The organism is Pusillimonas minor (genome assembly GCF_014237865.1).
Taxonomy (GTDB): Bacteria; Pseudomonadota; Gammaproteobacteria; order Burkholderiales; family Burkholderiaceae_B; genus Neopusillimonas; species Neopusillimonas minor.
On record NZ_JACJUU010000002.1, the window covers coordinates 327,471 to 352,270 of the forward strand.

The following is a 24,800-nucleotide window of genomic DNA, read 5'->3' on the forward strand; positions in this document are numbered from 1 at the left end:
TCGAATCATGGCCACAAAAAAACCAAAAGGGTTGGGACGTGGGCTGGATGCCCTGTTAGGCGCAGACGCTGACGCGATGGAAAAACTGGGCGATAAGCCGGCAGCTGCAACTTTGCCCAACACCTTGCCTGTGACCAAAATGGTGGCGGGTAAATATCAGCCCCGTACGCGCATGGACGAAGGCGCACTGAACGAGCTGGCTGAATCGATTCGTACGCAAGGGATCATGCAGCCTATTCTGGTGCGCGCACTTTCCGGCTCGCAGAAAGGCAAGTATGAAATCATCGCGGGTGAACGTCGTTTTCGCGCCGCCCAAATTGCGGGGCTGAAAGAAGTCCCGGTACTCGTTCGTGACGTCGCTGACGAAAATGCGGCCGTCATGGCGCTTATTGAGAACATTCAGCGCGAGGATCTGAACCCGCTTGAAGAAGCACATGGTGTACGTCGCCTGCTAGACGAGTTCGGGCTTACGCACGAACAAGCCGCACAGGCAATCGGTCGTTCGCGATCGGCAACCAGCAACTTGTTGCGTTTGCTTAACCTGACCGAGCCGGTGCAAACGATGCTTTTGGCCGGGGACATCGATATGGGACACGCCCGTGCGCTGCTTGCAATCGATGCTGGGCAACAAATTATTCTGGCCAACGAAATCATCACGAAACGTATGTCAGTTCGTGATGCCGAAAAACTGGTGGGTCGGGCCATACGAGAACGAGACGAGCCCGCTGCGCGCACTGTAGCGGCCGACAATAGCAAATCGGGCGATGCCAAGCGGCTTGAAGAAGCATTGTCCGATCACTTAGGCACAAAAGTTTCCCTGAAAATCAGCCGCAAGAATAAGGGCCAATTAATTATCGATTTTCATGATTGGGAGCATTTGAACGCTTTGCTCGAGCGACAAGGCATGGCAGGTGTGGTCGATGCCTGACCGGCATAAAGCGGTGGCTTTGCCCCGCGTGACCATCCTGGCAACCGGCGGCACTATTGCGGGTGTTCAAACGGGGCAAGCCGCGTATGTGGCGGGCAAACTCAGTGCCAAAGCATTGTTGTCGGCCCTGCCCGATTTATCCGGCATTGCTGCGGTCCAGGCCGAACAACTGGTCAATATTGGCAGTCAGTCCATGACCTGGACCGTGTGGGCTGCACTTGCCCGCCGTATTACCCAAATTGCCCAGGCCGACCACGCCGACGCTATTGTTGTCACCCATGGTACCGACACCATGGAAGAAACCGCATACTTCTTGCATCTCGCGTTATCCGTCGATATTCCGGTGATTATTACCGGTGCGATGAAACCTGCAAATGCGTATGCAGCAGATGGCCCGGTGAATCTGTACGACGCTGTGCGCGTTGCCGCTGAGCCGGAATCGGCCAGGAAAGGTGTGTTGGTCGTCATGAACGGTGTGGTGCACAGCGCGCGTTACGTGCAAAAGCGCGCATGTGAAGGCATCGACGCTTTTGAATCCCGCGAGACCGGCCCCATCGGCTGGCTGACATCAAGCGGGGTCCATTATTTTTACAAAGGGCCGGCGCAAAAGTTTGGCAGTGTTAGCGCGCTGCATCTTGACTTGAGCGCTACCGATCAAGACGCGCGCCCTCCGGTTCGTGTACCCGTGTGGTACGCCATGGCAGCAAATGATATCGAAACCCTTGAAGCACTATTGCTCACAAAACCTGCGGCATTGGTGGTCGCAGGCGTTGGTAATGGCAATATGTCAGACGAAACCATGCAATGCCTGGCATCGGCCGCAGCACAGGGCCTTGTCGTGGCTCGAGCCACTCGTTGCGCTGCCGGTCGTGTGACCCGAAATCTCGAGGTTCAAGATGATGCTTATGGGTTTGTTGTAACTCATGACTTAAATGCACATAAAGCGCGTGTTCTGTTGTTTCTTGCCCTGCAAAAGACCGCCGAAATTGTAAAAATTCAAAAATATTTCGACGAACACTAAAAAAAAGCCGCATAGCGTTTGACACACACTAAAAATATGTGCATAATTCGAGGTTCTCTTTTGGTGGGATGCCCGAGTGGTTAAAGGGGGCAGACTGTAAATCTGTTGGCCTTGCGCCTACGTTGGTTCGAATCCAACTCCCACCACCAGAAACCTTTTAGAACGGGCCTGGCATTTTGCGTAAGCAGCGTTGCACAACAACGTTAAGCAACGCCAGGTACAGAAGAGAATCCCTTCGCGGGTGTAGCTCAATGGTAGAGCAGAAGCCTTCCAAGCTTACGACGAGGGTTCGATTCCCTTCACCCGCTCCAAGTTTTTGCAAATCCGCTAAGGCGGGTTTTTTAGCTTGAAGGATACCGCCCATGTGGCTCAGTGGTAGAGCACTCCCTTGGTAAGGGAGAGGTCACGCGTTCGATCCGCGTCATGGGCACCACTAACGTATTTCGTTAACTCGCAGTATTTTCGCACAGTCAGGAGTCAGAGCCATGGCAAAAGGTAAGTTTGAGCGGACCAAACCGCACGTAAACGTCGGCACGATCGGTCACGTTGACCACGGCAAAACGACGCTGACCGCAGCGATCACAACAGTATTGTCCAAGGCCTTCGGTGGCGAAGCCAAAGACTACTCGCAAATTGACGCAGCGCCCGAAGAAAAGGCCCGTGGTATTACGATTAATACTTCGCACGTTGAGTACGAAACCGCAGCCCGTCACTACGCTCACGTTGACTGCCCCGGCCACGCCGACTACGTCAAGAACATGATTACGGGTGCCGCCCAGATGGACGGCGCGATTTTGGTGGTATCGGCCGCTGACGGCCCAATGCCCCAAACACGTGAACACATTCTGCTGAGCCGTCAGGTTGGCGTGCCTTACATCATCGTGTTCCTGAACAAAGCCGACATGGTCGACGACGAAGAGTTGCTCGAGCTGGTCGAAATGGAAGTGCGCGAGCTGCTGTCCAAGTACGACTTCCCCGGCGACGACACCCCCATCATCAAGGGTTCGGCCAAGCTGGCGCTGGAAGGCGACGAAGGCCCATTGGGTAAAGAAGCGATCCTGAAACTGGCTGAAGCACTGGACACCTACATCCCCACGCCTGAGCGTGCGGTTGACGGTACATTCCTGATGCCTGTTGAAGACGTCTTCTCGATCTCGGGTCGCGGTACTGTGGTGACTGGCCGTATCGAGCGCGGTATTGTTAAAGTCGGCGAAGAGATCGAAATCGTTGGTATCAAAGACACCGTCAAGACGACTTGCACGGGCGTTGAAATGTTCCGCAAGCTGCTGGACCAAGGTCAAGCTGGCGACAACGTTGGTGTATTGCTGCGCGGTACCAAGCGTGAAGACGTCGAGCGTGGTCAGGTTCTGGCCAAGCCCGGCTCGATCAAGCCGCACACCGAGTTCACCGCCGAGGTGTACATTCTGTCCAAAGACGAAGGTGGCCGTCACACGCCGTTCTTCAATGGCTATCGTCCTCAGTTCTACTTCCGTACAACTGACGTTACCGGTACGATTGACCTGGGCGCAGACAAAGAAATGGTTCTGCCTGGCGATAACGTCTCGATGACTGTCAAGCTGATCGCTCCGATCGCTATGGAAGAAGGTCTGCGCTTCGCGATTCGCGAAGGTGGCCGTACCGTCGGCGCCGGTGTTGTTGCTAAAATTCTTGCCTAAGTTTTAGTAGTAGTATTTTGGCAGTCGGGTCATGCCGGCTGCCAGTATCGTTTAAGCGCTGTGGGCATTGGCCCGCACGTTTGACAGGGTTTAGGGGTATAGCTCAATTGGCAGAGCGTCGGTCTCCAAAACCGAAGGTTGTAGGTTCGATTCCTACTGCCCCTGCCAAACGCCACAAACTAATATGTCAAATACCAACGTAGAAACCGTAAGCAGCACACTGGACCGGGTCAAACTAACCCTGTCAGTACTTATCATTGTTGCCGGGATTGTTGCGTTTTCGGTACTTGACAACCAACCCACGGTAGTTCGTGTCGCCATCTTTATCGCCAGCCTGGTCATCGCTGCTTTTGTAGCATGGTCATCCGAGCCCGGCCGTCGCACCATCAGCTTTGGTCGCGATTCCTACGGCGAGCTCAAGCGCGTAATTTGGCCAACCCGCAAAGAAGCCATGCAAATGACGGGCATTGTGTTTGCCTTTGTCACTGTCATGGGCATCATGCTGTGGGTTACCGACAAGATCCTGGGCTGGGCCATTTACGGCCTGCTGCTGGGCTGGAGGTAAAACGTGAGTAAACGCTGGTATGTCGTCCATGTCTATTCGGGCATGGAAAAAAGCGTCCATCGTGCGCTCGTTGAACGCATCGAGCGCGCAGGTCTTGAAGACAAGTTTGGTCGCATTCTCGTTCCCTCCGAAGAAGTTCTCGAGGTCAAAGGCGGTAAAAAGTCCATCACCGAGCGTCGTATTTTCCCGGGCTATGTCCTGGTCGAAATGGAGCTCACTGATGACACTTGGCACTTGGTGAAAAACACCAATCGTGTCACCGGCTTTTTAGGTGGTTCAGGCAACCGCCCTGCACCTATCTCCGAGCGCGAAGTCGAGAAAATTCTTTCGCAAATGGAAGAAGGCGTCGAGAAGCCAAAACCGAAAATTCTGTTTGAAGTGGGCGAAATGGTCCGCGTCAAAGAAGGGCCGTTTGCCGACTTTAACGGCAACGTCGAAGAAGTTAACTACGAGAAAAGTAAGGTACGTGTGTCCGTCACTATTTTCGGGCGTGCAACACCTGTTGAACTCGATTTTGGTCAGGTCGAAAAGACCTGAGTTTTTAACCCCGGGGAGCCGTTTGTTTATGCAACAACGGCGTATGTACCCGCAAGGAGCTTAGCATGGCGAAAAAAATCGTCGGCTTTATCAAGCTGCAAATCCCAGCTGGTAAGGCTAACCCCTCACCCCCAGTCGGCCCTGCACTGGGTCAGCGTGGCCTGAACATCATGGAATTCTGCAAAGCGTTTAATGCGCAAACGCAGAACCTGGAGCCCGGCCTGCCTATCCCCGTCGTAATTACCGCCTACGCCGACAAGAGCTTTACATTCATCATGAAGACGCCGCCTGCGGCCGTCCTCATCAAGAAAGCTTCTGGCGTTCAAAAAGGTTCCGCACGTCCTAACGCCGACAAAGTAGGCAAACTGACGCGTGAACAGGCTGAAGAAATTGCAAAAACCAAAATGCCTGATCTGACAGCAGCCGACCTCGACGCCGCTGTTCGCACCATCGCAGGCAGCGCCCGCAGCATGGGCATTACGGTTGAAGGGGTATAACCATGGCCAAACTTGGTAAACGCGCCGCCGCGATCAAGGCAAAAATCGATCGCACCAAGCTTTATTCCGTTAACGAAGCGCTGGCACTCGTCAAAGAAACCGCCACCGCCAAGTTCAACGAGTCCATCGACGTCGCTGTTCAGCTCGGTATCGATCCTAAAAAATCAGACCAGCTCGTACGTGGCTCGGTCGTTTTGCCCGCCGGTACCGGTAAAACCATGCGTGTTGCTGTTTTCGCCCAAGGCGAAAAAGCCGAAGCTGCAAAGGCTGCCGGCGCCGACATCGTTGGCATGGAAGACCTGGCCGACTCAATCAAAGCCGGCAACATCGACTTTGACGTCGTCATTGCTTCGCCCGACACCATGCGTATCGTCGGTGCCCTGGGTCAAGTGCTCGGTCCTCGCGGGCTGATGCCTAACCCTAAAGTTGGCACAGTAACCCCCGACGTTGCCCAGGCGGTTAAAAACGCCAAGGCAGGTCAGGTTCAATACCGTACCGACAAAGCCGGTATCATCCACGCAACAATTGGCCGTGCTTCCTTCGAAGTCGAACAGCTGCAAACCAACTTGGCCGCACTGATCGACGCCCTGAATAAAGCACGTCCTGCAGCAGCTAAAGGCATTTACCTTCGTAAAGTCGCCGTTTCGTCCACTATGGGCGGCGGTGCTCGCGTCGAAATCGCCTCGCTGGCGGCCTAAAAGCCGACAGCAAAACAGAACTTTGGGCTGCACCCGGGTCCCCCGGGTGTTGCTGTCAAAGACCGCTGGAGCCCTCGGCACGCTGTATTCGCCAAAGGCTTAATCTCAAACCGGCCCGTCCGGTCTGTATCCAGCGCAGACGGCGCCCATGGAAGAATTCTTGTTGTTTAAGAACTCGACCAGGAGCGCCGCATTCGGTAGACGCCCGGGACCGTCCCAGGTGTCATTAGATGGAGTGTTCAAACCGTGAGTCTCAATCGTAAAGAGAAAGCGGTAGTAATCGAAGAAGTTGCGGCTCAAGTAGCCAAGGCTCAATCGATTGTTACAGCAGAGTACCGTGGTCTGGACGTCGCTGCCGTCACCGTATTGCGCAAACAAGCGCGTGAGTCGGGTGTGTATCTGCGTGTTCTCAAAAACACGCTGGTTCGCCGCGCCGTCGCCGGTACGCCTTTCGAAGGCATGTCGGCAGGTCTTACTGGTCCCCTTATTTACGGTATCAGTACAGATCCAGTCGCGGCTGCAAAAGTACTCGCCAGTTTCGCTAAAACCAACGACAAGCTCGTTATCAAAGGCGGTTCGCTGCCCGATAACGTCCTGAGCGTCGATGGCGTTATGGCCTTGGCCACACTGCCTTCCCGCGACGAGCTGTTGGCGAAACTTATGGGTACCATGCAAGCCCCTGTCACGCAATTTGTGCGTACGCTCAACGAAGTTCCAACCAAATTCGTACGCGGCCTGGCGGCCGTTCGCGATCAAAAAGAAGCTGCGTAAGCTTTTTGGAATTTCGTCGAAAGACACAGCGATACCCAACCCTGGCATACATTTAAATTTGGAGTTCTAAAAATGGCATTGAGCAAAACAGAAATCCTTGACGCGGTTGCTAACCTGACCGTGCTCGAACTGTCCGAGCTGATCAAGGAAATGGAAGAAAAATTCGGCGTATCGGCTGCTGCAGCTGCTGTCGCTGTTGCTGCACCTGCAGCTGGTGGCGCTGCCGCCGCTGAAGAAAAAACCGAGTTCGACGTCGTCCTTGCTGACGTTGGCGCGAACAAAGTTGCAGTTATTAAAGCTGTCCGCGAAATCACCGGTCTGGGCCTGAAAGAAGCCAAAGACCTGGTTGACGGCGCACCCAAGACAGTTAAAGAAGCTGCAGCCAAGGCTGACGCTGACGCCGCCAAAGCCAAGCTTGAAGAAGCTGGTGCTAAGGTCGAGCTCAAGTAATACTTGTTGCTCTTGCCCGGGTAGGTTTTGGCCTTCCCGGGCTTTTGCGTTTCCAGAAAACCCTTATTTGAGCGCCGTTTTTGCCCTTAAGTAGGGTTTTCTAGAGTCGTAAACCAGGCCGTGGTTGACGGCCCATGTAACCCCCTCGAGTCGGAGTGCTCATGCCTTATTCGTATACCGAAAAAAAGCGCATACGTAAGAGCTTCGCCAAACGTGAGGACGTTCAAGACGTTCCCTACCTTCTGGCGACTCAACTGCAATCATTCTTAACATTTTTGCAAGCGGATACCCCCCCATCCCAGCGCAAAGATGAAGGCCTTCAGGCCGCCTTTACCTCCATTTTCCCCATCGTCAGCCACAATCAAATGGCACGCCTCGAGTTCGTCAGCTATGTGCTTGGCGAACCGGTATTCGACGTTAAAGAATGCCAGCTGCGTGGCCTGACCTATGCGTCGCCCCTGCGCGCCAAGGTACGTCTGGTCCTGATGGACCGCGAAGTCAGCAAGCCGACAATCAAAGAAGTCAAAGAACAAGAGGTCTACATGGGCGAAATTCCGCTCATGACCGACACCGGTTCGTTTGTCATCAACGGTACCGAGCGCGTCATTGTTTCGCAGTTGCACCGTTCGCCTGGCGTGTTCTTCGAGCACGATCGCGGCAAAACCCACAGTTCCGGCAAGCTGCTGTTCTCGGCACGCGTCATTCCTTACCGCGGCTCGTGGCTCGACTTCGAATTTGACCCGAAAGACGTCCTGTTCTTCCGTGTCGACCGTCGTCGCAAGATGCCTGTGTCTATCTTGCTCAAAGCCATTGGCATGTCGGCTGAAGACATTCTGGCTTACTTCTTCGACTTCGACCGTTTCACTGTCAAGAGCGAAGGCGGTTTGCTCGACTTCGTTCCCGAGCGCTGGAAAGGCGAAGTTGCTCGTTTCGATATCACCGACCGTAGCGGCAAGGTCATTGTCGAAAAAGACAAACGTATCAACGTCAAGCACCTGCGCGAACTGCAGGCCGCCAACGTTGAACACGTTTCGGTACCCGAAGACTTTTTCTATGGCCGTGTTCTGGCCAAGAACGTCATCAGCCCCGACACCGGCGAAGTCATTGCCAAAGCCAACGACGAAATCACTGAAACCATCATGGCCGACTTGCGCGCCGCGGGTATCAGCGAAATCGAAACGCTGTACATCAACGATCTCGACCGGGGTCCGTACATTTCGCAAACCTTGCGCACTGACGACACCGCCGACCAAATGGCCGCGCGCGTCGCCATCTACCGCATGATGCGTCCTGGCGAGCCACCTACCGAAGAAGCCGTCGAGGCGCTGTTCCAGCGCTTGTTCTACAGCGAAGAAACCTACGACTTGTCGCGTGTTGGCCGCATGAAGGTCAACAGCCGACTGGGTCGTGGCGACGACAACACCGGTCCGCTTACCCTGACCAACGAAGACATCCTTGAAACCATCAAGGTATTGGTTGAGCTGCGTAACGGTCGTGGCCAGATCGATGATATCGATCACCTGGGCAATCGTCGTGTGCGTTGTGTGGGTGAACTGGCCGAGAACCAGTTCCGTGCCGGTTTGGTACGTGTCGAGCGTGCGGTCAAAGAGCGTCTGGGCCAGGCCGAGACCGAAAACCTGATGCCGCACGACCTGATCAACTCGAAGCCTATTTCTGCGGCTATCAAAGAGTTCTTCGGCTCCAGCCAGCTGTCGCAGTTCATGGACCAAACCAACCCGCTGTCCGAAATCACGCACAAACGTCGTGTTTCGGCCTTGGGCCCTGGCGGTCTTACACGCGAACGTGCCGGCTTCGAAGTGCGCGACGTGCACCCCACGCACTACGGTCGCGTGTGCCCCATCGAGACACCTGAAGGCCCGAACATCGGTCTGATCAACTCGATGGCGCTGTATGCGCGCCTTAACGAATATGGCTTCCTCGAAACGCCCTATCGCAAGATTATCGACGGTAAGGTATCCGATCAAATCGACTACCTGTCGGCCATCGAAGAAGGCAATTACGTCATTGCGCAGGCTAACGCCGAACTCGACCCCGAAGGCCGCTTTGTCAGCGATCTGGTCGCTTGCCGTCAGGCCGGCGAAACCATGCTGACGTCGCCCGACAACGTTCACTACATGGACGTTGCTCCGTCGCAGATCGTATCGGTGGCTGCTTCGCTCATTCCGTTCCTCGAGCACGACGACGCCAACCGTGCACTGATGGGCGCCAACATGCAGCGTCAGGCCGTCCCCTGCCTGCGTCCTGAAAAAACGCTGGTCGGTACGGGTATCGAGCGTACCGTTGCCGTCGACTCGGGCACAACCGTACAGGCCCTGCGTGGCGGTATCGTTGATCACGTCGATGCCGAGCGTGTCGTTATTCGCGTCAACGACGACGAAAACGTCGCCGGTGAAGTGGGTGTCGACATCTACAACCTCATCAAGTACACCCGTTCCAACCAGAACACCAACATCAACCAGCGCCCTATCGTCAAGCAAGGCGATCTCGTCGCGCGTGGTGACGTTCTGGCCGACGGCGCATCTACCGACCTGGGCGAATTGGCCTTGGGTCAGAACATGCTGATCGCGTTCATGCCCTGGAACGGCTACAACTTCGAAGACTCGATCCTGATCTCCGAAAAAGTGGTTGCTGACGATCGCTACACATCGATTCACATCGAAGAGCTGACCGTTGTCGCACGCGATACCAAGCTGGGTGCTGAAGAAATCACACGCGACATCAGCAACTTGCCTGAGATTCAATTGAATCGTCTTGACGATTCGGGCATTGTTCACATTGGCGCCGAAGTTCGCGCCGATGACGTGCTGGTGGGTAAGGTCACGCCTAAAGGCGAAACCCAACTCACGCCCGAGGAAAAACTGCTGCGCGCCATCTTCGGCGAGAAAGCGTCCGATGTTAAAGACACCTCGTTGCGCGTGCCCTCGGGCATGGTCGGTACCGTCATCGACGTACAGGTCTTCACCCGCGAAGGCATCGAGCGCGACAAACGCGCCCAGTCGATTATCGACGACGAGCTGCGCCGCTATCGCCAAGACCTGAACGACCAGCTGCGTATTGTCGAAAAAGACACCTTCGATCGTATCGAGAAGTTCCTGGTTGGCAAAACCGTCAACGGCGGTCCGCGCAAGCTGGCCAAAGGCACGGCGCTTACCACCGAATACCTGCGGGATCTCGATCGCTGGCAGTGGTTCGACATCCGTCTGGCCGATGAGTCCGATGCAGTTGTTCTGGAACAGGCCAAAGAGTCACTCGAGCAGAAGCGTCACCAGTTTGACCTGGCCTTCGAAGAAAAGCGTAAAAAACTTACGCAAGGCGACGAGCTGCCGCCCGGTGTGCTCAAGATGATCAAGGTTTACCTTGCCGTCAAACGTCGCCTGCAGCCTGGCGACAAGATGGCCGGTCGTCACGGTAACAAAGGTGTTGTCTCGCGCATCACCCCCGTCGAAGACATGCCGCACATGGCCGACGGTACCCCCGCCGACATCGTGCTGAACCCGCTGGGCGTACCTTCGCGTATGAACGTCGGTCAGGTGCTTGAGGTTCACTTGGGTTGGGCGGCGAAAGGTCTTGGACATCGTATTGCCGAAATGCTCGATGCCGAGAAATCCGCTCAAGCCAAAGATATCCGCGCGTTCCTCGAAAAAGTCTACAACTCGACAGGCGCATCGGCTAATCTCGATGAGCTGACCGATGACGAAATCGTCGAAATGGCGCGTAACCTGAAGAATGGTGTGCCGTTGGCGACACCGGTATTCGACGGTGCAACCGAAGAAGAGATCGCCAAGATGCTCGAATTGGCCTATCCGGACGATATCGCCGAGAACCTGAAGCTGGCGTCCAACCGTACGCAAGCCTGGCTGACCGACGGCCGCACCGGCGAACAATTCGAACGTCCTGTCACTGTTGGGTACATGCACTATCTCAAGCTGCACCACTTGGTTGACGACAAGATGCACGCGCGTTCTACCGGCCCATACTCTCTGGTCACGCAACAGCCGTTGGGTGGTAAAGCCCAGTTCGGTGGTCAGCGTTTCGGTGAGATGGAGGTCTGGGCGCTCGAAGCTTATGGTGCGTCGTATACGTTGCAAGAAATGCTCACCGTCAAGTCAGATGACATCACAGGCCGTACCAAGGTCTACGAGAACATCGTCAAGGGTGATCACGTCATCGACGCAGGCATGCCAGAGTCGTTCAACGTTCTGGTCAAAGAAATTCGATCTTTGTCGCTGGACATGGATTTGGAGCGTAACTAATGAAAGCGCTACTCGACCTATTCAAACAAGTCTCGCAAGACGAGCAATTCGACGCCATCAAAATCGGCATTGCATCGCCCGAGAAAGTGCGTTCGTGGTCTTATGGCGAAGTCCGTAAGCCCGAAACCATCAACTACCGGACGTTCAAGCCCGAGCGTGACGGTTTGTTCTGCGCCAAGATTTTTGGTCCCATCAAAGACTACGAATGCTTGTGCGGCAAATACAAACGCCTCAAGCATCGCGGCGTCATTTGCGAAAAGTGCGGCGTCGAAGTCACCGTCGCCAAAGTGCGCCGCGAGCGCATGGGCCACATCGAACTGGCCAGCCCGGTTGCGCACATCTGGTTCCTGAAGAGCCTGCCGTCGCGTTTGGGCATGGTCCTCGACATGACCCTGCGCGATATCGAACGTGTGTTGTACTTCGAAGCATGGTGCGTTATCGAACCTGGCATGACACCGCTCAAGCGCGGCCAAATCATGTCCGACGACGACTACCTGGCTAAAACAGAAGAGTACGGCGACGACTTCCATGCCCTGATGGGTGCTGAAGCTGTCCGCGAATTGCTTCGCACCATCGACATCGATCGCGAAGTCGATACCCTGCGTGCCGAACTGAAAGCCACCAGCTCCGATGCCAAGATCAAAAAAATCTCGAAGCGCCTTAAAGTGCTCGAAGGTTTCCAGAAGTCGGGGATCAAGCCCGACTGGATGATCATGGAAGTGCTGCCGGTATTGCCGCCCGATCTGCGCCCGTTGGTGCCGCTCGACGGCGGTCGCTTCGCGACCTCCGATCTGAACGACCTGTATCGCCGCGTCATTAACCGCAACAATCGTCTCAAGCGCCTGCTCGAACTGAAAGCGCCCGACATCATTTTGCGCAACGAAAAACGTATGCTGCAAGAGTCGGTCGATTCGCTGCTCGATAACGGCCGTCGTGGTAAAGCCATGACGGGCGCCAACAAGCGTCAGCTCAAGTCGCTGGCCGACATGATCAAAGGCAAGAGCGGTCGTTTCCGTCAAAATTTGCTGGGTAAGCGCGTCGACTACTCGGGTCGTTCGGTGATTGTGGTGGGTCCGCAACTCAAGTTGCATCAGTGCGGTTTGCCCAAACTGATGGCGCTCGAGCTGTTCAAGCCTTTCATTTTCAACCGCCTCGAAATGATGGGTTTGGCAACAACCATCAAGGCGGCCAAGAAGCTGGTCGAAAGCCAGGAATCTGTCGTATGGGATATTCTCGAAGAAGTCATTCGTGAACACCCCGTCATGCTCAACCGTGCGCCTACGCTGCACCGTTTGGGTATTCAGGCGTTCGAGCCTGTGCTGATTGAAGGTAAAGCCATTCAGTTGCACCCGCTGGTTTGCGCAGCGTTCAACGCTGACTTCGACGGTGACCAGATGGCCGTTCACGTGCCGCTGTCGCTCGAAGCCCAGCTCGAAGCCCGTACGCTTATGCTGGCCTCGAACAACGTGCTGTTCCCCGCCAACGGCGAGCCGTCTATCGTGCCGTCGCAAGATATCGTGTTGGGTCTGTATTACACGACGCGCGAACGTATCAATGGCAAGGGCGAAGGCATGTTCTTTGCTGATGTCGCCGAAGTGCAGCGTGCTTACGACAATGGTGAAGTCGAGCTTCAAACGCGTATTACCGTGCGTCTTTACGAATACGAGAAAGATGCCACCGGCGAATTTACGCCCGTACTGAAGCGCCACGAAACGACCGTGGGCCGCGCCTTGCTGTCCGAAATTTTGCCTAAGGGCCTGCCGTTCACCACCCTGAACCGCGCGCTGAAAAAGAAAGAAATTTCGCGTCTTATCAACCAGTCGTTCCGTCGTTGCGGCTTGCGTGCTACGGTAATTTTTGCCGACAAACTCATGCAGTCCGGTTTCCGTCTGGCGACCCGTGGCGGTATTTCCATCGCCATGAACGACATGGTTATCCCGACCGTCAAAGAAGAGATCCTGGCCCAGGCCAGCAACGAAGTCAAAGACATCGACAAGCAGTACTCGTCGGGTCTGGTGACGGCACAAGAGCGTTACAACAACGTGGTCGACATCTGGGGCAAGGCCGGCGACAAGGTCGGCAAGGCCATGATGGAACAACTCGCAACCGAGCCGGTCACCGACCGTCACGGTAACGAAGTCCGCCAGGAATCGTTTAACTCCATCTACATGATGGCTGACTCGGGTGCGCGGGGTTCCGCGGCCCAGATTCGTCAGCTGGCCGGTATGCGCGGCCTGATGGCCAAGCCCGACGGTTCGATTATCGAAACGCCGATTACAGCTAACTTCCGCGAAGGCCTGAACGTACTGCAGTACTTCATTTCAACGCACGGTGCACGTAAAGGTCTGGCCGATACAGCGCTTAAAACCGCTAACTCGGGTTACCTGACCCGCCGTCTGGTCGACGTGACCCAAGATCTGGTTATTACCGAAACTGATTGCGGTACCACCAGTGGTTACACCATGAAGGCTTTGGTCGAGGGTGGTGAGGTTATTGAACCCCTGCGCGAGCGTATTCTGGGTCGTGTTGCGGCAGCCGATATCGTCAACCCCGATACCCAAGAAACGGCGATTCCTGCCGGTACCTTGCTTGACGAAGACCTGGTCGATCTGATCGACAGCCTGGGTGTCGACGAAGTCAAGATCCGTACGCCGCTGACCTGCGAAACGCGTCGTGGCCTTTGTGCGCACTGCTATGGTCGCGATTTGGGTCGTGGCAGTCTGGTCAACCGCGGTGAAGCCGTGGGTGTTATTGCTGCGCAGTCTATCGGTGAGCCCGGTACACAGCTGACGATGCGTACCTTCCACATTGGTGGTGCGGCGTCGCGTGCAGCCATGGCCAGTTCGGTCGAAACCAAGGTTGCCGGTACAGTATCGTTTGGCGTGTCGATGCGTTACGTCACCAACGCCAAAGGCGAACGTGTCGCTATTTCCCGTTCGGGCGAAATCGTTATTTTTGACGACAACCGCCGCGAGCGCGAACGTCACAAGATCCCGTACGGTGCCACGCTGGTCGTTGCCGATGGTGCAGAAGTCAAGGCTGGCGAACGTCTCGCAACCTGGGATCCGCTCACCCGTCCGATCATCTCCGAGTACGCCGGTTCGGTGCGCTTCGAGAACATCGAAGAAGGTGCGACTGTTGCCAAGCAGGTAGACGAAGTCACGGGCTTGTCGACACTGGTTGTCATCACGCCGAAAACGCGTGGTGGCAAGACCATGATGCGTCCGCAGATCAAGCTGCTGAACGATGCCGGCGACGAAATCAAAATCGCCGGTACCGATCACTCGGTCAATATTTCGTTCCCGGTCGGCGCCCTGATCACGGTTCGCGATGGTCAGCAGGTGAATGTGGGTGAAGTTCTTGCGCGTATTCCTCAAGAATCGCAGAAGACCCGTGACATTACCGGCGGTCTGCCCCGTGTGGCTGAACTGTTCGAAGCCCGTTCACCCAAAGATGCCGGTATGTTGGCCGACATCACAGGTACGGTCTCGTTCGGTAAAGACACCAAGGGCAAGCAACGTCTGGTCATTACCGACATGGACGGCGTCAGCCACGAGTTCCTGATTCCAAAAGAAAAACAGGTGCTGGTGCACGACGGCCAGGTGGTCAATAAGGGCGAGATGATTGTTGATGGTCCGTCCGATCCACACGACATTCTGCGTCTGCAAGGCATCGAGCGTTTGGCCACATACATCGTGAATGAAGTTCAGGACGTCTACCGTTTGCAGGGCGTAAAAATCAACGACAAGCACATCGAAGTGATTGTTCGCCAGATGTTGCGTCGTGTGAATATCGTTGATTCGGGCGATACCAGCTTCATCAACGGCGAACAGGTCGAGCGCTCCGAACTGCTGAATGAAAACGATCGCATGGAAGCCGAAGGCAAGATCCCCGCAACATACGACAACGTATTGCTGGGTATCACCAAGGCTTCGCTGTCGACCGATTCGTTCATTTCTGCGGCGTCCTTCCAGGAAACTACCCGCGTGCTGACCGAGGCTGCCATCATGGGCAAGCGCGACGAGCTGCGTGGCCTGAAAGAAAACGTCATTGTGGGCCGTCTGATTCCTGCCGGTACCGGCATGTCTTACCACATGGCGCGTAAAGCCAAAGAGAAGCACGAAGAGGCCGAACGCCAGGCTGCACGTGTTATGGCCAACCCGTTTGAAGACGCACCTGTAACGGTCGAGTCGGCCCCCGAAGCCGACGGCGTCGACAACAACGAAGTACAAGACGGCAACGAAGAATAAGTTGCTGTCGCAGGCCGGGCCAAAGCGCCCGGCCTTTAATATTTAACCCTGCCGGCGCAAGCCGGTAGGGTTTTTTCACAAGGAGACAAGCGCGTGCATCACATTGGTATCCGTCCTGAAATTATCGAACGTGTCATGAAGCGTCGTGGCCGCGTGCATATGCACCCGTCGATCGACCCGGCTACAACGGCGTTGGTCGTTATCGACATGCAAAACACTTTTTGCGCCGAGGGTAGCCCGGCCGAAGTCGCTACGTCGCGGGGTATTGTTCCCAATTTAAACGCGCTAACCCCCAAGCTGCGCGAGCTTGGCGTGCCCGTTATCTGGGTGTTGCATGCCAACGAGTCGTACGGGCAATATTCTGACTGGGATATGTTCTACAACCATATCGTGGCCGGTGATATTCGCGAGCGTACGCTGCAGGCCAACTCACCCGAGAATCAGGCGGTTTATACCGAGTTGCAAACAGAGGCCGGCGACATCACGATTGTTAAAAATCGCTATAGTGCGCTGATCCCCGGGTCGTCATCGTTGGAACGCGTTTTGCGTAGTCGCGGCATCGATACGATTCTTGTCGCCGGGACTAAAACCAATGTGTGCTGCGAATCAACGGCACGCGATGCCATGATGCTCGACTTCAAGGTCGTCATGCTGTCCGATTGCTGCGCCTCATTGTCCGACGAAGAGCACCGCAGTGCGCTTGAAAATATTGTCCAGCAGTTTGGTAACGTCGTTGATTCGAAAGAATTGTTTGCGCTGTTTGAACGCACGTAAACCACGGTACTGCATATTGACGTTTTCCCTTAGCTTGTGCTACAGTGGCAAGCTATCCGGAAAATTTGCCTTGCCTTGGCGCGCCAGTAATATTTTATTTGCCAGGGCCTGTGCAGCGGCAGTCCGGGTACTGCAAGACCCGCTCTTTTACGTTTGTGTAATGCGTTAGGGCGGTTTTGTATAAACCGCCCTTAGTTATTTGGGCGCTGCCAAATATCGCATCAAAGCGGTACGCCGCTTTGAGATTCACAACGTAAATCGTACGCAAGTACATCAAAAGGACGCGTTAAGGTCATGCCAACCATTAGCCAACTCGTGCGTAAACCGCGCGAAGCCACTCGCGCCAAGAGCAAGAGCCCTGCTCTTGAAAACTGCCCCCAGCGCCGTGGCGTGTGCACTCGTGTGTACACTACAACCCCCAAAAAACCTAACTCGGCTTTGCGTAAAGTCGCCAAGGTACGTCTTACCAACGGTTTCGAAGTCATTTCGTATATCGGCGGTGAAGGCCACAACCTGCAAGAACACTCGGTCGTTCTGGTGCGTGGTGGTCGTGTAAAAGACTTGCCTGGTGTGCGTTACCACATCGTCCGTGGCTCGCTCGACCTGCAAGGCGTTAAAGACCGTAAGCAGGCTCGCTCGAAATACGGCGCTAAGCGGCCCAAAGCGGGTAAGTAAATTATTGGCCACATCGTTGGCCCACTCAGTGCAGCTGTGGCAACCCTGCCATGGCATGTAAGTGGTCATTTCGAATAAATGGCCAGGGCCGTGCAAAGGCACGGTACAACTGAACTGTCACAAGGAAATATTAAAATGCCTCGTCGTCGCGAAGTACCCAAACGTGAGATTCTGCCCGATCCTAAATTCGGTAGCGTAGAGCTCGCCAAGTTCATGAACGTTGTTATGTTGTCCGGTAAAAAAGCCGTCGCCGAACGTATTATTTACGGCGCGCTTGACCAGATTCAGGCCAAAACTGGCAAAGAGCCTATCGAGGTCTTCAATACCGCCATCAACAACATCAAGCCTATCGTCGAAGTAAAAAGCCGCCGTGTCGGTGGCGCGAACTATCAGGTTCCAGTTGAAGTGCGCCCTGTGCGCCGCCTGGCACTGGCCATGCGCTGGTTGCGTGAAGCAGCCAAAAAGCGTGGTGAAAAATCGATGGATCTGCGCCTGGCCGGCGAATTGCTCGACGCTTCCGAAGGTCGTGGCGCCGCAATGAAGAAACGCGAAGACACGCACAAAATGGCCGAGGCTAACAAAGCTTTCAGCCATTTCCGTTGGTAATCAAAGGACACACAAATGGCCCGTAAAACCCCAATCCAGCGCTACCGTAACATCGGTATCTCTGCGCACATCGACGCTGGTAAAACCACCACCAGCGAACGCATTCTGTTCTATACAGGCGTCAGCCATAAAATCGGCGAGGTGCACGACGGCGCCGCAACGATGGACTGGATGGAGCAAGAGCAGGAACGCGGTATTACCATTACCTCGGCCGCAACAACGGCCTTCTGGAGTGGTATGGGCAACAACTACCCCGAGCACCGTATTAACGTTATCGACACCCCGGGCCACGTTGACTTCACCATCGAAGTAGAACGTTCCATGCGTGTGCTCGACGGCGCCTGCATGGTGTATTGCGCGGTGGGCGGCGTTCAGCCTCAGTCCGAAACGGTATGGCGTCAGGCTAACAAGTACGGTGTACCCCGTCTGGCCTTCGTCAACAAAATGGACCGCACTGGCGCAAACTTCTTCAAGGTTTACGACCATCTCAAAACACGTCTGAAAGCCAACCCCGTACCTATCGTGGTACCTATTGGCGCCGAAGACGAGTTCAAAGGCGTTGTCGACCTGATCAAAATGAAGGGCATCATCTGGGATGAAGCCACTCAGGGCATGAAGTTCGAGTACATCGACATTCCCGCCGATCTCGTTGAAATCTCCAACGAGTGGCGTGAGAAGCTGGTCGAGTCGGCTGCTGAAGCCAACGAAGAGCTGATGAACAAGTATCTCGAAACCGGCGAGCTGACCGAAGAAGAGATCCAGAAAGGTTTGCGTCTGCGTACCATCGCTTGCGAAATTCAGCCCATGTTGTGCGGTACGGCCTTCAAAAACAAAGGCGTTCAGCGCATGCTCGACGCTGTTATTGACTACCTGCCGTCGCCCGTCGACATTCCTCCGGTCGAAGGTCAAGACGATGACGGCAATCCCGTCACCCGTCCTGCCGACGACAAGGCGCCAATGTCCGCCTTGGCGTTCAAGCTCATGACCGACCCGTTCGTTGGTCAGCTGACCTTTATCCGTGTGTACTCAGGTGTGCTCAATTCGGGCGACACCGTATTCAACTCGGTTAAAGGCAAAAAAGAGCGTATCGGTCGTATCTTGCAGATGCACTCCAACAACCGTTCTGAAATCAAAGAAGTGGTTGCAGGCGACATCGCTGCGGTCGTCGGTCTGAAAGACGTTACTACTGGCGAAACCTTGTGCGATATCGACAATCATGTCGTTCTCGAGCGCATGGAGTTCCCAGAGCCCGTTATTTCGCAGGCCGTCGAACCCAAAACCAAAGCCGACCAGGAAAAAATGGGTCTGGCCCTGTCGCGTCTGGCCCAAGAAGATCCTTCGTTCCGTGTTCGCACAGACGAAGAATCGGGTCAAACCATTATTTCGGGTATGGGCGAGCTGCACCTTGACATCATCGTCGACCGCCTCAAGCGCGAATTTGGTGTTGAAGCCAACGTTGGTAAGCCCCAGGTGGCTTACCGCGAAACGATTCGCAAAACCTGCGACGAAATCGAAGGTAAGTTCGTCAAGCAGTCGGGTGGTCGTGGTCAGTACGGTCACGTTGTCCTCAAGCTCGAGCCCCTGCCTCCCGGCGGTGGTTACGAGTTCGTCGACGCCATCAAGGGCGGTGTGGTTCCTCGCGAATACATCCCCGCAGTCGATCGCGGTATTCAAGAAACCCTGCCTGCAGGTGTTATCGCGGGTTACCCGGTCGTCGACGTCAAAGTCACGTTGTTCTTCGGTTCGTACCACGACGTTGACTCGAACGAAAACGCTTTCCGTATGGCGGCGTCGATGGCGTTCAAAGACGGTATGCGCAAGGCCAGCCCTGTGCTGCTCGAACCCATGATGGCTGTCGAAGTCGAAACACCCGAAGACTATGCTGGTACGGTAATGGGCGACTTGTCCTCACGCCGCGGTATGGTTCAGGGCATGGACGACATGGTCGGCGGTGGCAAGATTATCAAGGCTGAAGTACCCCTGGCCGAGATGTTTGGTTATGCAACCAGTTTGCGTTCGCAAACCCAGGGTCGCGCAACCTACACGATGGAGTTCAAGCACTACGCTGAAGCTCCAAAGAACGTTGCTGACGAAGTCGTTAGCGCGCGCAGCAAGTAATGCAGTCCCTGCCCACATGTTGTGGGCAGGATAAATTTTTTGTTTCCTTGAATACTCATAGGATAAGACATGGCAAAAGGTAAGTTTGAGCGGACCAAACCGCACGTAAACGTCGGCACGATCGGTCACGTTGACCACGGCAAAACGACGCTGACCGCAGCGATCACAACAGTATTGTCCAAGGCCTTCGGTGGCGAAGCCAAAGACTACTCGCAAATTGACGCAGCGCCCGAAGAAAAGGCCCGTGGTATTACGATTAATACTTCGCACGTTGAGTACGAAACCGCAGCCCGTCACTACGCTCACGTTGACTGCCCCGGCCACGCCGACTACGTCAAGAACATGATTACGGGTGCCGCCCAGATGGACGGCGCGATTTTGGTGGTATCGGCCGCTGACGGCCCAATGCCCCAAACACGTGAACACATTCTGCTGAGCCGTCAGGTTGGCGTGCCTTACATCATCGTGTTCCTGAACAAAGCCGACATGGTCGACGACGAAGAGTTGCTCGAGCTGGTCGAAATGGAAGTGCGCGAGCTGCTGTCCAAGTACGACTTCCCCGGCGACGACACCCCCATCATCAAGGGTTCGGCCAAGCTGGCGCTGGAAGGCGACGAAGGCCCATTGGGTAAAGAAGCGATCCTGAAACTGGCTGAAGCACTGGACACCTACATCCCCACGCCTGAGCGTGCGGTTGACGGTACATTCCTGATGCCTGTTGAAGACGTCTTCTCGATCTCGGGTCGCGGTACTGTGGTGACTGGCCGTATCGAGCGCGGTATTGTTAAAGTCGGCGAAGAGATCGAAATCGTTGGTATCAAAGACACCGTCAAGACGACTTGCACGGGCGTTGAAATGTTCCGCAAGCTGCTGGACCAAGGTCAAGCTGGCGACAACGTTGGTGTATTGCTGCGCGGTACCAAGCGTGAAGACGTCGAGCGTGGTCAGGTTCTGGCCAAGCCCGGCTCGATCAAGCCGCACACCGAGTTCACCGCCGAGGTGTACATTCTGTCCAAAGACGAAGGTGGCCGTCACACGCCGTTCTTCAATGGCTATCGTCCTCAGTTCTACTTCCGTACAACTGACGTTACCGGTACGATCGACCTGGGCGCAGACAAAGAAATGGTTCTGCCTGGCGATAACGTCTCGATGACCGTCAAGCTGATCGCTCCGATCGCTATGGAAGAAGGTCTGCGCTTCGCGATTCGCGAAGGTGGCCGTACCGTCGGCGCCGGTGTTGTTGCTAAAATTATTGCCTAATTTAGCGCAATAGTTCTTCAAGTCTAGGTAAGGGGCTTTCGCCCTTTACCTTTATCGTTCTTTAGGAATCTCCATGAAAAACCAGAAAATCCGCATCCGTTTGAAAGCCTTCGATTACAAGCTGATCGACCAGTCGGCAGCTGAAATCGTTGAAACCGCCAAGCGTACGGGTGCGGTAGTGCGTGGTCCCGTACCACTGCCTACGCGTATTCGTCGCTACGATCTGTTGAGCTCACCTCACGTCAACAAGACCGCGCGCGACCAAATGGAAATTCGTACGCACCAGCGCCTGATGGACATTGTTGATCCTACCGACAAGACCGTTGACGCCCTGATGCGTCTCGACCTGCCTGCCGGCGTTGATGTCGAAATCGCCCTGCAGTAAGTCGTAAAGCAGTTGCTGTGTATTCAGCGTAAACGCCATGCCTAGCATGGCGTTTTTCTTTTGCCGGTTGGCAATATGTTTTCAGCATGGCCTAGGGTGCAAATAATCCAGGCAAGCGTTCTACAGCAGGTAATGGCATGTCGTTGATTTCCGACCCGTGGTTTTATTTGGTGGCTGTGCCCGGCGTACTCATTGTGGGCATTGGCAAAGGCGGGTTTGCCGGCGGATTGGGCATGCTGGCTGTGCCGCTTATGGCGCTAACGGTATCGCCGGTTCAGGCGGCCAGCATCATGCTGCCCATATTGTGCGTCATGGACGTGACCGGCTTAAAGGCATGGATCTCGACGTGGAATACATCATTGATGCTGCGTCTGATCCCGGGTGCGCTGATTGGTGTGTTGGCCGGCTATCTGGCGTTCGAGTACGTCAGTGATGCCGCCCTTAAGCTTCTGCTGGGGTTGATGGCGATATTGTTCACGCTGAATCACTGGAGCAAGCGTTGGCGGACCATAAAGCCGAAAAAGGCGGGCAATGATGTGGTTGACCGTATTCAAGGTGCATTCTGGGCTGGCGTGTCGGGCTTTACAAGTTTTTTGGCCCATGCCGGCGCGCCACCCTTGATGATGTATTTGCTGCCCAAGCAGCTCGACAAGCGGCTTATGGTCGGCACAGTGACGATATTCTTCGCCATCGTCAATTACGTGAAGCTGGTGCCTTATGCGGCATTGGGATTGCTTGACGCAACCAACCTGGGGACGTCGCTGGTGTTGGCGCCACTGGCGGTTATTGGGGTTAAGCTGGGTATTTGGCTACACGACAAGATCAATCCGGTGACGTTCTTCCGGTTGATGTATTTGTTTTTGTTCTTGACGGGCCTGAAGCTGGCCTGGGACGGCGCGACCGCCCTGGGATGAATGGGCTGCGGGGCACGGCCCCGCAACCCCGCCGGTGCAGGTCAATCCGCCTCGGCTGCAGCCACATAGGCCAGGTCGCCCGCAACATATACCGCCTGCGTTGCGCGGTCGTCGCCCAGCGTCATCAATACAAACAACGCCTCTTCAATCGAGTTGCAGTAGGCATCGCGAAACTGAAGCAACGGTGTTGATTTTCGGTTAAGAACGACCAGGTCGCCGTCAAATCCAGGCGCAATCGAACCAATGCGGTCTTCAAGATAAAGGGCTTTGGCGGCGCCCCGCGTGGCCATGTAAAAGGCTTTGGCCGCCGATACTGAATAACCGCCTAATTGGCCAACCTTATAGGCCTCGCCCATGCAGCGCAGCATAGACAACGAGGTACCGCCGCCTACGTCGCTGGCCAAGCCTGTTCTGACCGCTTGATGCGGCGCTTTGGGCTGAAACGCCCTTTTGAAGTCGAACAGGCCGCTCCCCAGAAATGTGTTTGAGGTCGGGCAATGCGAAATACTCGATCCGCTCGAGGCCATCAGATCCCACTCTGCCGGCTCGAGGTGAATGGCATGGCCAAAGACGGCGCGCGGGCCTACCAGGCCGTAATGTGCATAAACATCAAGATAGTTCTGGCGTTCGGGGAACAAGGATTTGACCCACGCGACCTCGTCGAGGTTTTCGGACACATGGGTTTGCATATAGGTATCGGGGTGTGCCTGCCAGAGCGCGCCAGCGGCCTCTAGCTGTGCCTCAGTGCTGGTGGGCGCAAAACGGGGTGTAATGGCGTAATGCAGCCGCCCCTTGCCATGCCAGGTGTTAATAAGTGCCAGTGAGTCATCGAATCCGCTTTGGGCGGTATCGCACAGCGCTTCAGGTGCGTTGCGATCCATAAGCACTTTGCCTGCAATCATGCGCATGTTGCGTCGCTGCGCAGCTTCGAAAAATCCGGTGACCGAATTGGGATGTGCGGTGCAATACACTGCGGCTGTTGTCGTGCCGGTCCGTATCAGTTCGTCAAGAAATACGCCGGACACCTGCCGGGCGTAGTCGAGGTCGGCATACTGTTGCTCGGCCACGAACGTGTAGGTGTTCAGCCAGTCGATAAGCTGTGCCCCGTATGCACCGATCATTTGCAGTTGGGGGTAATGCACATGGGTATCGATAAAACCGGGCAAAATCACTGCATCGGTGTAGTGGGTAACGGGATGGCCCTGCACAAGACCTGCGCCGTCGGCGTAGTTGCCCGAAAATGTAATGACCCCGTCGTCAATAATAATGAGGCCGTCGGGTTCGAAATGCATGGCCGCGTTGTCGCCGGCGGCAAAGGGGTTGTCGGTAAAGGTGACATAAGCACCACGAATTGCGGTGCGGTTGGCAAAGGTCGCCATGTCTGACTCCGTGTTGTTATTGTATGAACCAGCGCAAATGCAGCGCCCAAGGTTGAACTGTAGCGCATGCGCAAAAATGTGCGGCGTTATGCCAACGATCGGCCTTGTCGACCGTACATAAACCATTGTGACATTTGCAAAAAATGGCTTTTTCATGTTAAATTGCAAGGCTTAACCAAAAAAGCGTCACTTGGTTTAAACAAGAATTGTGAAACGGCGTACAGGGTACGTGCGAAATGCATGAGTAAATGCATTGCCTTACGCACAAACTTTTGTGCGGTTTTTTCACGTAATTTAGCCCCGACCAATCGTAGTCGGGAATGGAGAAAATGATGTCGAACTCGACACCTACGCCTGCCGCATACCGGCTTGGGCTGGTTGGTCGCAAAGTTGGCATGACCCGTATCTTTACCGAGGAAGGCGAGTCCATCCCGGTAACTGTACTGGACGTGTCCAACAACCGCGTCACCCAGGTCAAGTCCCCTGAAGTCGATGGCTATGCGGCCGTTCAAGTTGCATACGGCACACGCCGTGCAACTCGCGTAACTAAGCCTGTTGCAGGCCATTACGCAAAAGCCGGCGCCGAAGCCGGTAGCATCCTCAAAGAATTCCGTCTCGATCCAGCCAAAGCCGCCGAATTTACGGCTGGTGCAGTTGTGGCCGTCGAAAGCGTATTCGAAGCTGGTCAAAAAGTTGACGTCACTGGCACAACCATTGGTAAAGGCTTTGCCGGTACCATCAAGCGCCATAACTTCAGTTCGCAGCGTGCTTCTCACGGTAACTCCCGTTCGCACCGCGTTCCTGGTTCTATCGGTCAGGCACAAGATCCGGGTCGTATTTTCCCCGGTAAGAAAATGGCTGGTCACATGGGTGACGTAACCCGCACTGTTCAAAATCTTGACATCGTTCGCGTCGACGCAGAACGCGGCTTGTTGTTGGTCAAGGGCGCAGTGCCCGGCCACAAAAATGCCGACGTTATCGTTCGTCCGGCCATCAAGATGTCGGCCAAGAAAGGGGCGTAA

Annotated in this window: 20 protein-coding genes and 4 tRNA genes; 23 read left to right on the forward strand and 1 reads right to left on the reverse strand. The window is 55.1% G+C overall.

The features are described 5' to 3' along the window. The first annotated feature begins 7 nt into the window (after positions 1-7). From GTU67_RS04210 to GTU67_RS04315, 22 genes are all read left to right on the forward strand, one after another. Positions 8-928, forward strand: coding sequence for a ParB/RepB/Spo0J family partition protein (locus GTU67_RS04210; RefSeq protein ID WP_185778909.1), 921 nt, complete (start codon positions 8-10; stop codon positions 926-928). Further along, positions 921-1,949 carry an asparaginase gene (locus tag GTU67_RS04215; RefSeq protein WP_185778910.1) on the forward strand — a complete coding sequence of 343 codons (1,029 nt, stop codon included), beginning with the start codon at positions 921-923 and terminating at the stop codon, positions 1,947-1,949. Before GTU67_RS04210 ends, GTU67_RS04215 begins: the two co-directional genes overlap by 8 nt. A gap of 62 nt (positions 1,950-2,011) precedes the next feature. Beyond that, a tRNA-Tyr gene (locus tag GTU67_RS04220) sits at positions 2,012-2,098 on the forward strand. A gap of 88 nt (positions 2,099-2,186) precedes the next feature. Beyond that, positions 2,187-2,260, forward strand: a tRNA-Gly gene (locus GTU67_RS04225). A gap of 47 nt (positions 2,261-2,307) precedes the next feature. After that, positions 2,308-2,382: transfer RNA gene (locus GTU67_RS04230), tRNA-Thr, on the forward strand. A 52-nt stretch (positions 2,383-2,434) separates the two neighbouring features. Continuing rightward, on the forward strand, positions 2,435-3,625 hold the full coding sequence (gene tuf, locus GTU67_RS04235; protein WP_185778911.1) for an elongation factor Tu: 1,191 nt from the start codon (positions 2,435-2,437) through the stop codon (positions 3,623-3,625). A gap of 92 nt (positions 3,626-3,717) precedes the next feature. Further along, positions 3,718-3,793: transfer RNA gene (locus GTU67_RS04240), tRNA-Trp, on the forward strand. A 16-nt stretch (positions 3,794-3,809) separates the two neighbouring features. Further along, entirely contained in the window at positions 3,810-4,190 is a 381-nt protein-coding gene (secE, locus tag GTU67_RS04245) for a preprotein translocase subunit SecE (protein ID WP_093971854.1), read from the forward strand. Positions 4,191-4,193: 3 nt separating this feature from the next. Next, positions 4,194-4,727 (forward strand): transcription termination/antitermination protein NusG, encoded by a 534-nt coding sequence (nusG, locus tag GTU67_RS04250; protein WP_093971855.1) that lies wholly within the window; start codon positions 4,194-4,196, stop codon positions 4,725-4,727. 65 nt (positions 4,728-4,792) lie between these two features. Next, positions 4,793-5,224 (forward strand): 50S ribosomal protein L11, encoded by a 432-nt coding sequence (gene rplK, locus GTU67_RS04255; RefSeq protein WP_093971856.1) that lies wholly within the window; start codon positions 4,793-4,795, stop codon positions 5,222-5,224. 2 nt (positions 5,225-5,226) lie between these two features. Then, on the forward strand, positions 5,227-5,922 hold the full coding sequence (rplA, locus tag GTU67_RS04260) for a 50S ribosomal protein L1 (protein WP_185778912.1): 696 nt from the start codon (positions 5,227-5,229) through the stop codon (positions 5,920-5,922). 246 nt (positions 5,923-6,168) lie between these two features. Beyond that, positions 6,169-6,693: a 50S ribosomal protein L10 gene (rplJ, locus tag GTU67_RS04265; RefSeq protein WP_093971858.1), complete on the forward strand. Its 525-nt coding sequence runs from the start codon at positions 6,169-6,171 to the stop codon at positions 6,691-6,693. 72 nt (positions 6,694-6,765) lie between these two features. Beyond that, the gene (gene rplL / locus GTU67_RS04270; RefSeq protein ID WP_093971859.1) at positions 6,766-7,143 is read left to right on the forward strand and encodes a 50S ribosomal protein L7/L12; all 378 of its coding nucleotides are present in this window, start codon (positions 6,766-6,768) and stop codon (positions 7,141-7,143) included. A gap of 161 nt (positions 7,144-7,304) precedes the next feature. Beyond that, on the forward strand, positions 7,305-11,417 hold the full coding sequence (rpoB, locus tag GTU67_RS04275) for a DNA-directed RNA polymerase subunit beta (RefSeq protein WP_185778913.1): 4,113 nt from the start codon (positions 7,305-7,307) through the stop codon (positions 11,415-11,417). After that, entirely contained in the window at positions 11,417-15,667 is a 4,251-nt protein-coding gene (rpoC, locus tag GTU67_RS04280; RefSeq protein WP_185778914.1) for a DNA-directed RNA polymerase subunit beta', read from the forward strand. Before rpoB ends, rpoC begins: the two co-directional genes overlap by 1 nt. Positions 15,668-15,760: 93 nt before the next feature. Continuing rightward, positions 15,761-16,441 carry an isochorismatase family protein gene (locus GTU67_RS04285; RefSeq protein ID WP_346726974.1) on the forward strand — a complete coding sequence of 227 codons (681 nt, stop codon included), beginning with the start codon at positions 15,761-15,763 and terminating at the stop codon, positions 16,439-16,441. Between the two features lie 294 nt (positions 16,442-16,735). Beyond that, positions 16,736-17,116 carry a 30S ribosomal protein S12 gene (gene rpsL, locus GTU67_RS04290; RefSeq protein ID WP_093971862.1) on the forward strand — a complete coding sequence of 127 codons (381 nt, stop codon included), beginning with the start codon at positions 16,736-16,738 and terminating at the stop codon, positions 17,114-17,116. A gap of 135 nt (positions 17,117-17,251) precedes the next feature. Beyond that, positions 17,252-17,722, forward strand: a complete 471-nt coding sequence (gene rpsG, locus GTU67_RS04295; protein WP_093971863.1) for a 30S ribosomal protein S7 — start codon at positions 17,252-17,254, stop codon at positions 17,720-17,722. Positions 17,723-17,737: 15 nt separating this feature from the next. Beyond that, positions 17,738-19,840: an elongation factor G gene (gene fusA, locus GTU67_RS04300; protein ID WP_185778915.1), complete on the forward strand. Its 2,103-nt coding sequence runs from the start codon at positions 17,738-17,740 to the stop codon at positions 19,838-19,840. Positions 19,841-19,909: 69 nt separating this feature from the next. Next, positions 19,910-21,100, forward strand: a complete 1,191-nt coding sequence (gene tuf, locus GTU67_RS04305) for an elongation factor Tu (RefSeq protein WP_123661536.1) — start codon at positions 19,910-19,912, stop codon at positions 21,098-21,100. A gap of 73 nt (positions 21,101-21,173) precedes the next feature. Beyond that, on the forward strand, positions 21,174-21,485 hold the full coding sequence (gene rpsJ / locus GTU67_RS04310) for a 30S ribosomal protein S10 (protein WP_093971156.1): 312 nt from the start codon (positions 21,174-21,176) through the stop codon (positions 21,483-21,485). A 137-nt stretch (positions 21,486-21,622) separates the two neighbouring features. Further along, positions 21,623-22,399, forward strand: a complete 777-nt coding sequence (locus GTU67_RS04315) for a sulfite exporter TauE/SafE family protein (protein WP_185778916.1) — start codon at positions 21,623-21,625, stop codon at positions 22,397-22,399. A 41-nt stretch (positions 22,400-22,440) separates the two neighbouring features. Here the strand turns inward: GTU67_RS04315 and guaD are convergent, their stop codons facing one another. Next, positions 22,441-23,778 carry a guanine deaminase gene (guaD, locus tag GTU67_RS04320; RefSeq protein WP_185778917.1) on the reverse strand — a complete coding sequence of 446 codons (1,338 nt, stop codon included), beginning with the start codon at positions 23,776-23,778 and terminating at the stop codon, positions 22,441-22,443. 332 nt (positions 23,779-24,110) lie between these two features. Between guaD and rplC the strand changes: the two genes are divergently transcribed. Further along, positions 24,111-24,800, forward strand: coding sequence for a 50S ribosomal protein L3 (rplC, locus tag GTU67_RS04325; protein WP_173862541.1), 690 nt, complete (start codon positions 24,111-24,113; stop codon positions 24,798-24,800).

Bases quoted from the DNA above. Each gene is read 5' to 3' on its own strand.
- rplL (WP_093971859.1), top strand. From the start codon at position 6,766: ATGGCATTGAGCAAAACAGAAATCCTTGACGCGGTTGCTAACCTGACC.
- fusA (WP_185778915.1), top strand. From the start codon at position 17,738: ATGGCCCGTAAAACCCCAATCCAGCGCTACCGTAACATCGGTATCTCT.
- rpsJ (WP_093971156.1), top strand. From the start codon at position 21,174: ATGAAAAACCAGAAAATCCGCATCCGTTTGAAAGCCTTCGATTACAAG.
- rplC (WP_173862541.1), top strand. From the start codon at position 24,111: ATGTCGAACTCGACACCTACGCCTGCCGCATACCGGCTTGGGCTGGTT.
- GTU67_RS04210 (WP_185778909.1), top strand. From the start codon at position 8: ATGGCCACAAAAAAACCAAAAGGGTTGGGACGTGGGCTGGATGCCCTG.
- GTU67_RS04315 (WP_185778916.1), top strand. From the start codon at position 21,623: ATGTCGTTGATTTCCGACCCGTGGTTTTATTTGGTGGCTGTGCCCGGC.
- rpoC (WP_185778914.1), top strand. From the start codon at position 11,417: ATGAAAGCGCTACTCGACCTATTCAAACAAGTCTCGCAAGACGAGCAA.
- GTU67_RS04215 (WP_185778910.1), top strand. From the start codon at position 921: ATGCCTGACCGGCATAAAGCGGTGGCTTTGCCCCGCGTGACCATCCTG.
- rpsG (WP_093971863.1), top strand. From the start codon at position 17,252: ATGCCTCGTCGTCGCGAAGTACCCAAACGTGAGATTCTGCCCGATCCT.
- tuf (WP_185778911.1), top strand. From the start codon at position 2,435: ATGGCAAAAGGTAAGTTTGAGCGGACCAAACCGCACGTAAACGTCGGC.
- rpoB (WP_185778913.1), top strand. From the start codon at position 7,305: ATGCCTTATTCGTATACCGAAAAAAAGCGCATACGTAAGAGCTTCGCC.
- rpsL (WP_093971862.1), top strand. From the start codon at position 16,736: ATGCCAACCATTAGCCAACTCGTGCGTAAACCGCGCGAAGCCACTCGC.
- tuf (WP_123661536.1), top strand. From the start codon at position 19,910: ATGGCAAAAGGTAAGTTTGAGCGGACCAAACCGCACGTAAACGTCGGC.
- rplK (WP_093971856.1), top strand. From the start codon at position 4,793: ATGGCGAAAAAAATCGTCGGCTTTATCAAGCTGCAAATCCCAGCTGGT.
- guaD (WP_185778917.1), bottom strand. From the start codon at position 23,778: ATGGCGACCTTTGCCAACCGCACCGCAATTCGTGGTGCTTATGTCACC.
- rplA (WP_185778912.1), top strand. From the start codon at position 5,227: ATGGCCAAACTTGGTAAACGCGCCGCCGCGATCAAGGCAAAAATCGAT.
- secE (WP_093971854.1), top strand. From the start codon at position 3,810: ATGTCAAATACCAACGTAGAAACCGTAAGCAGCACACTGGACCGGGTC.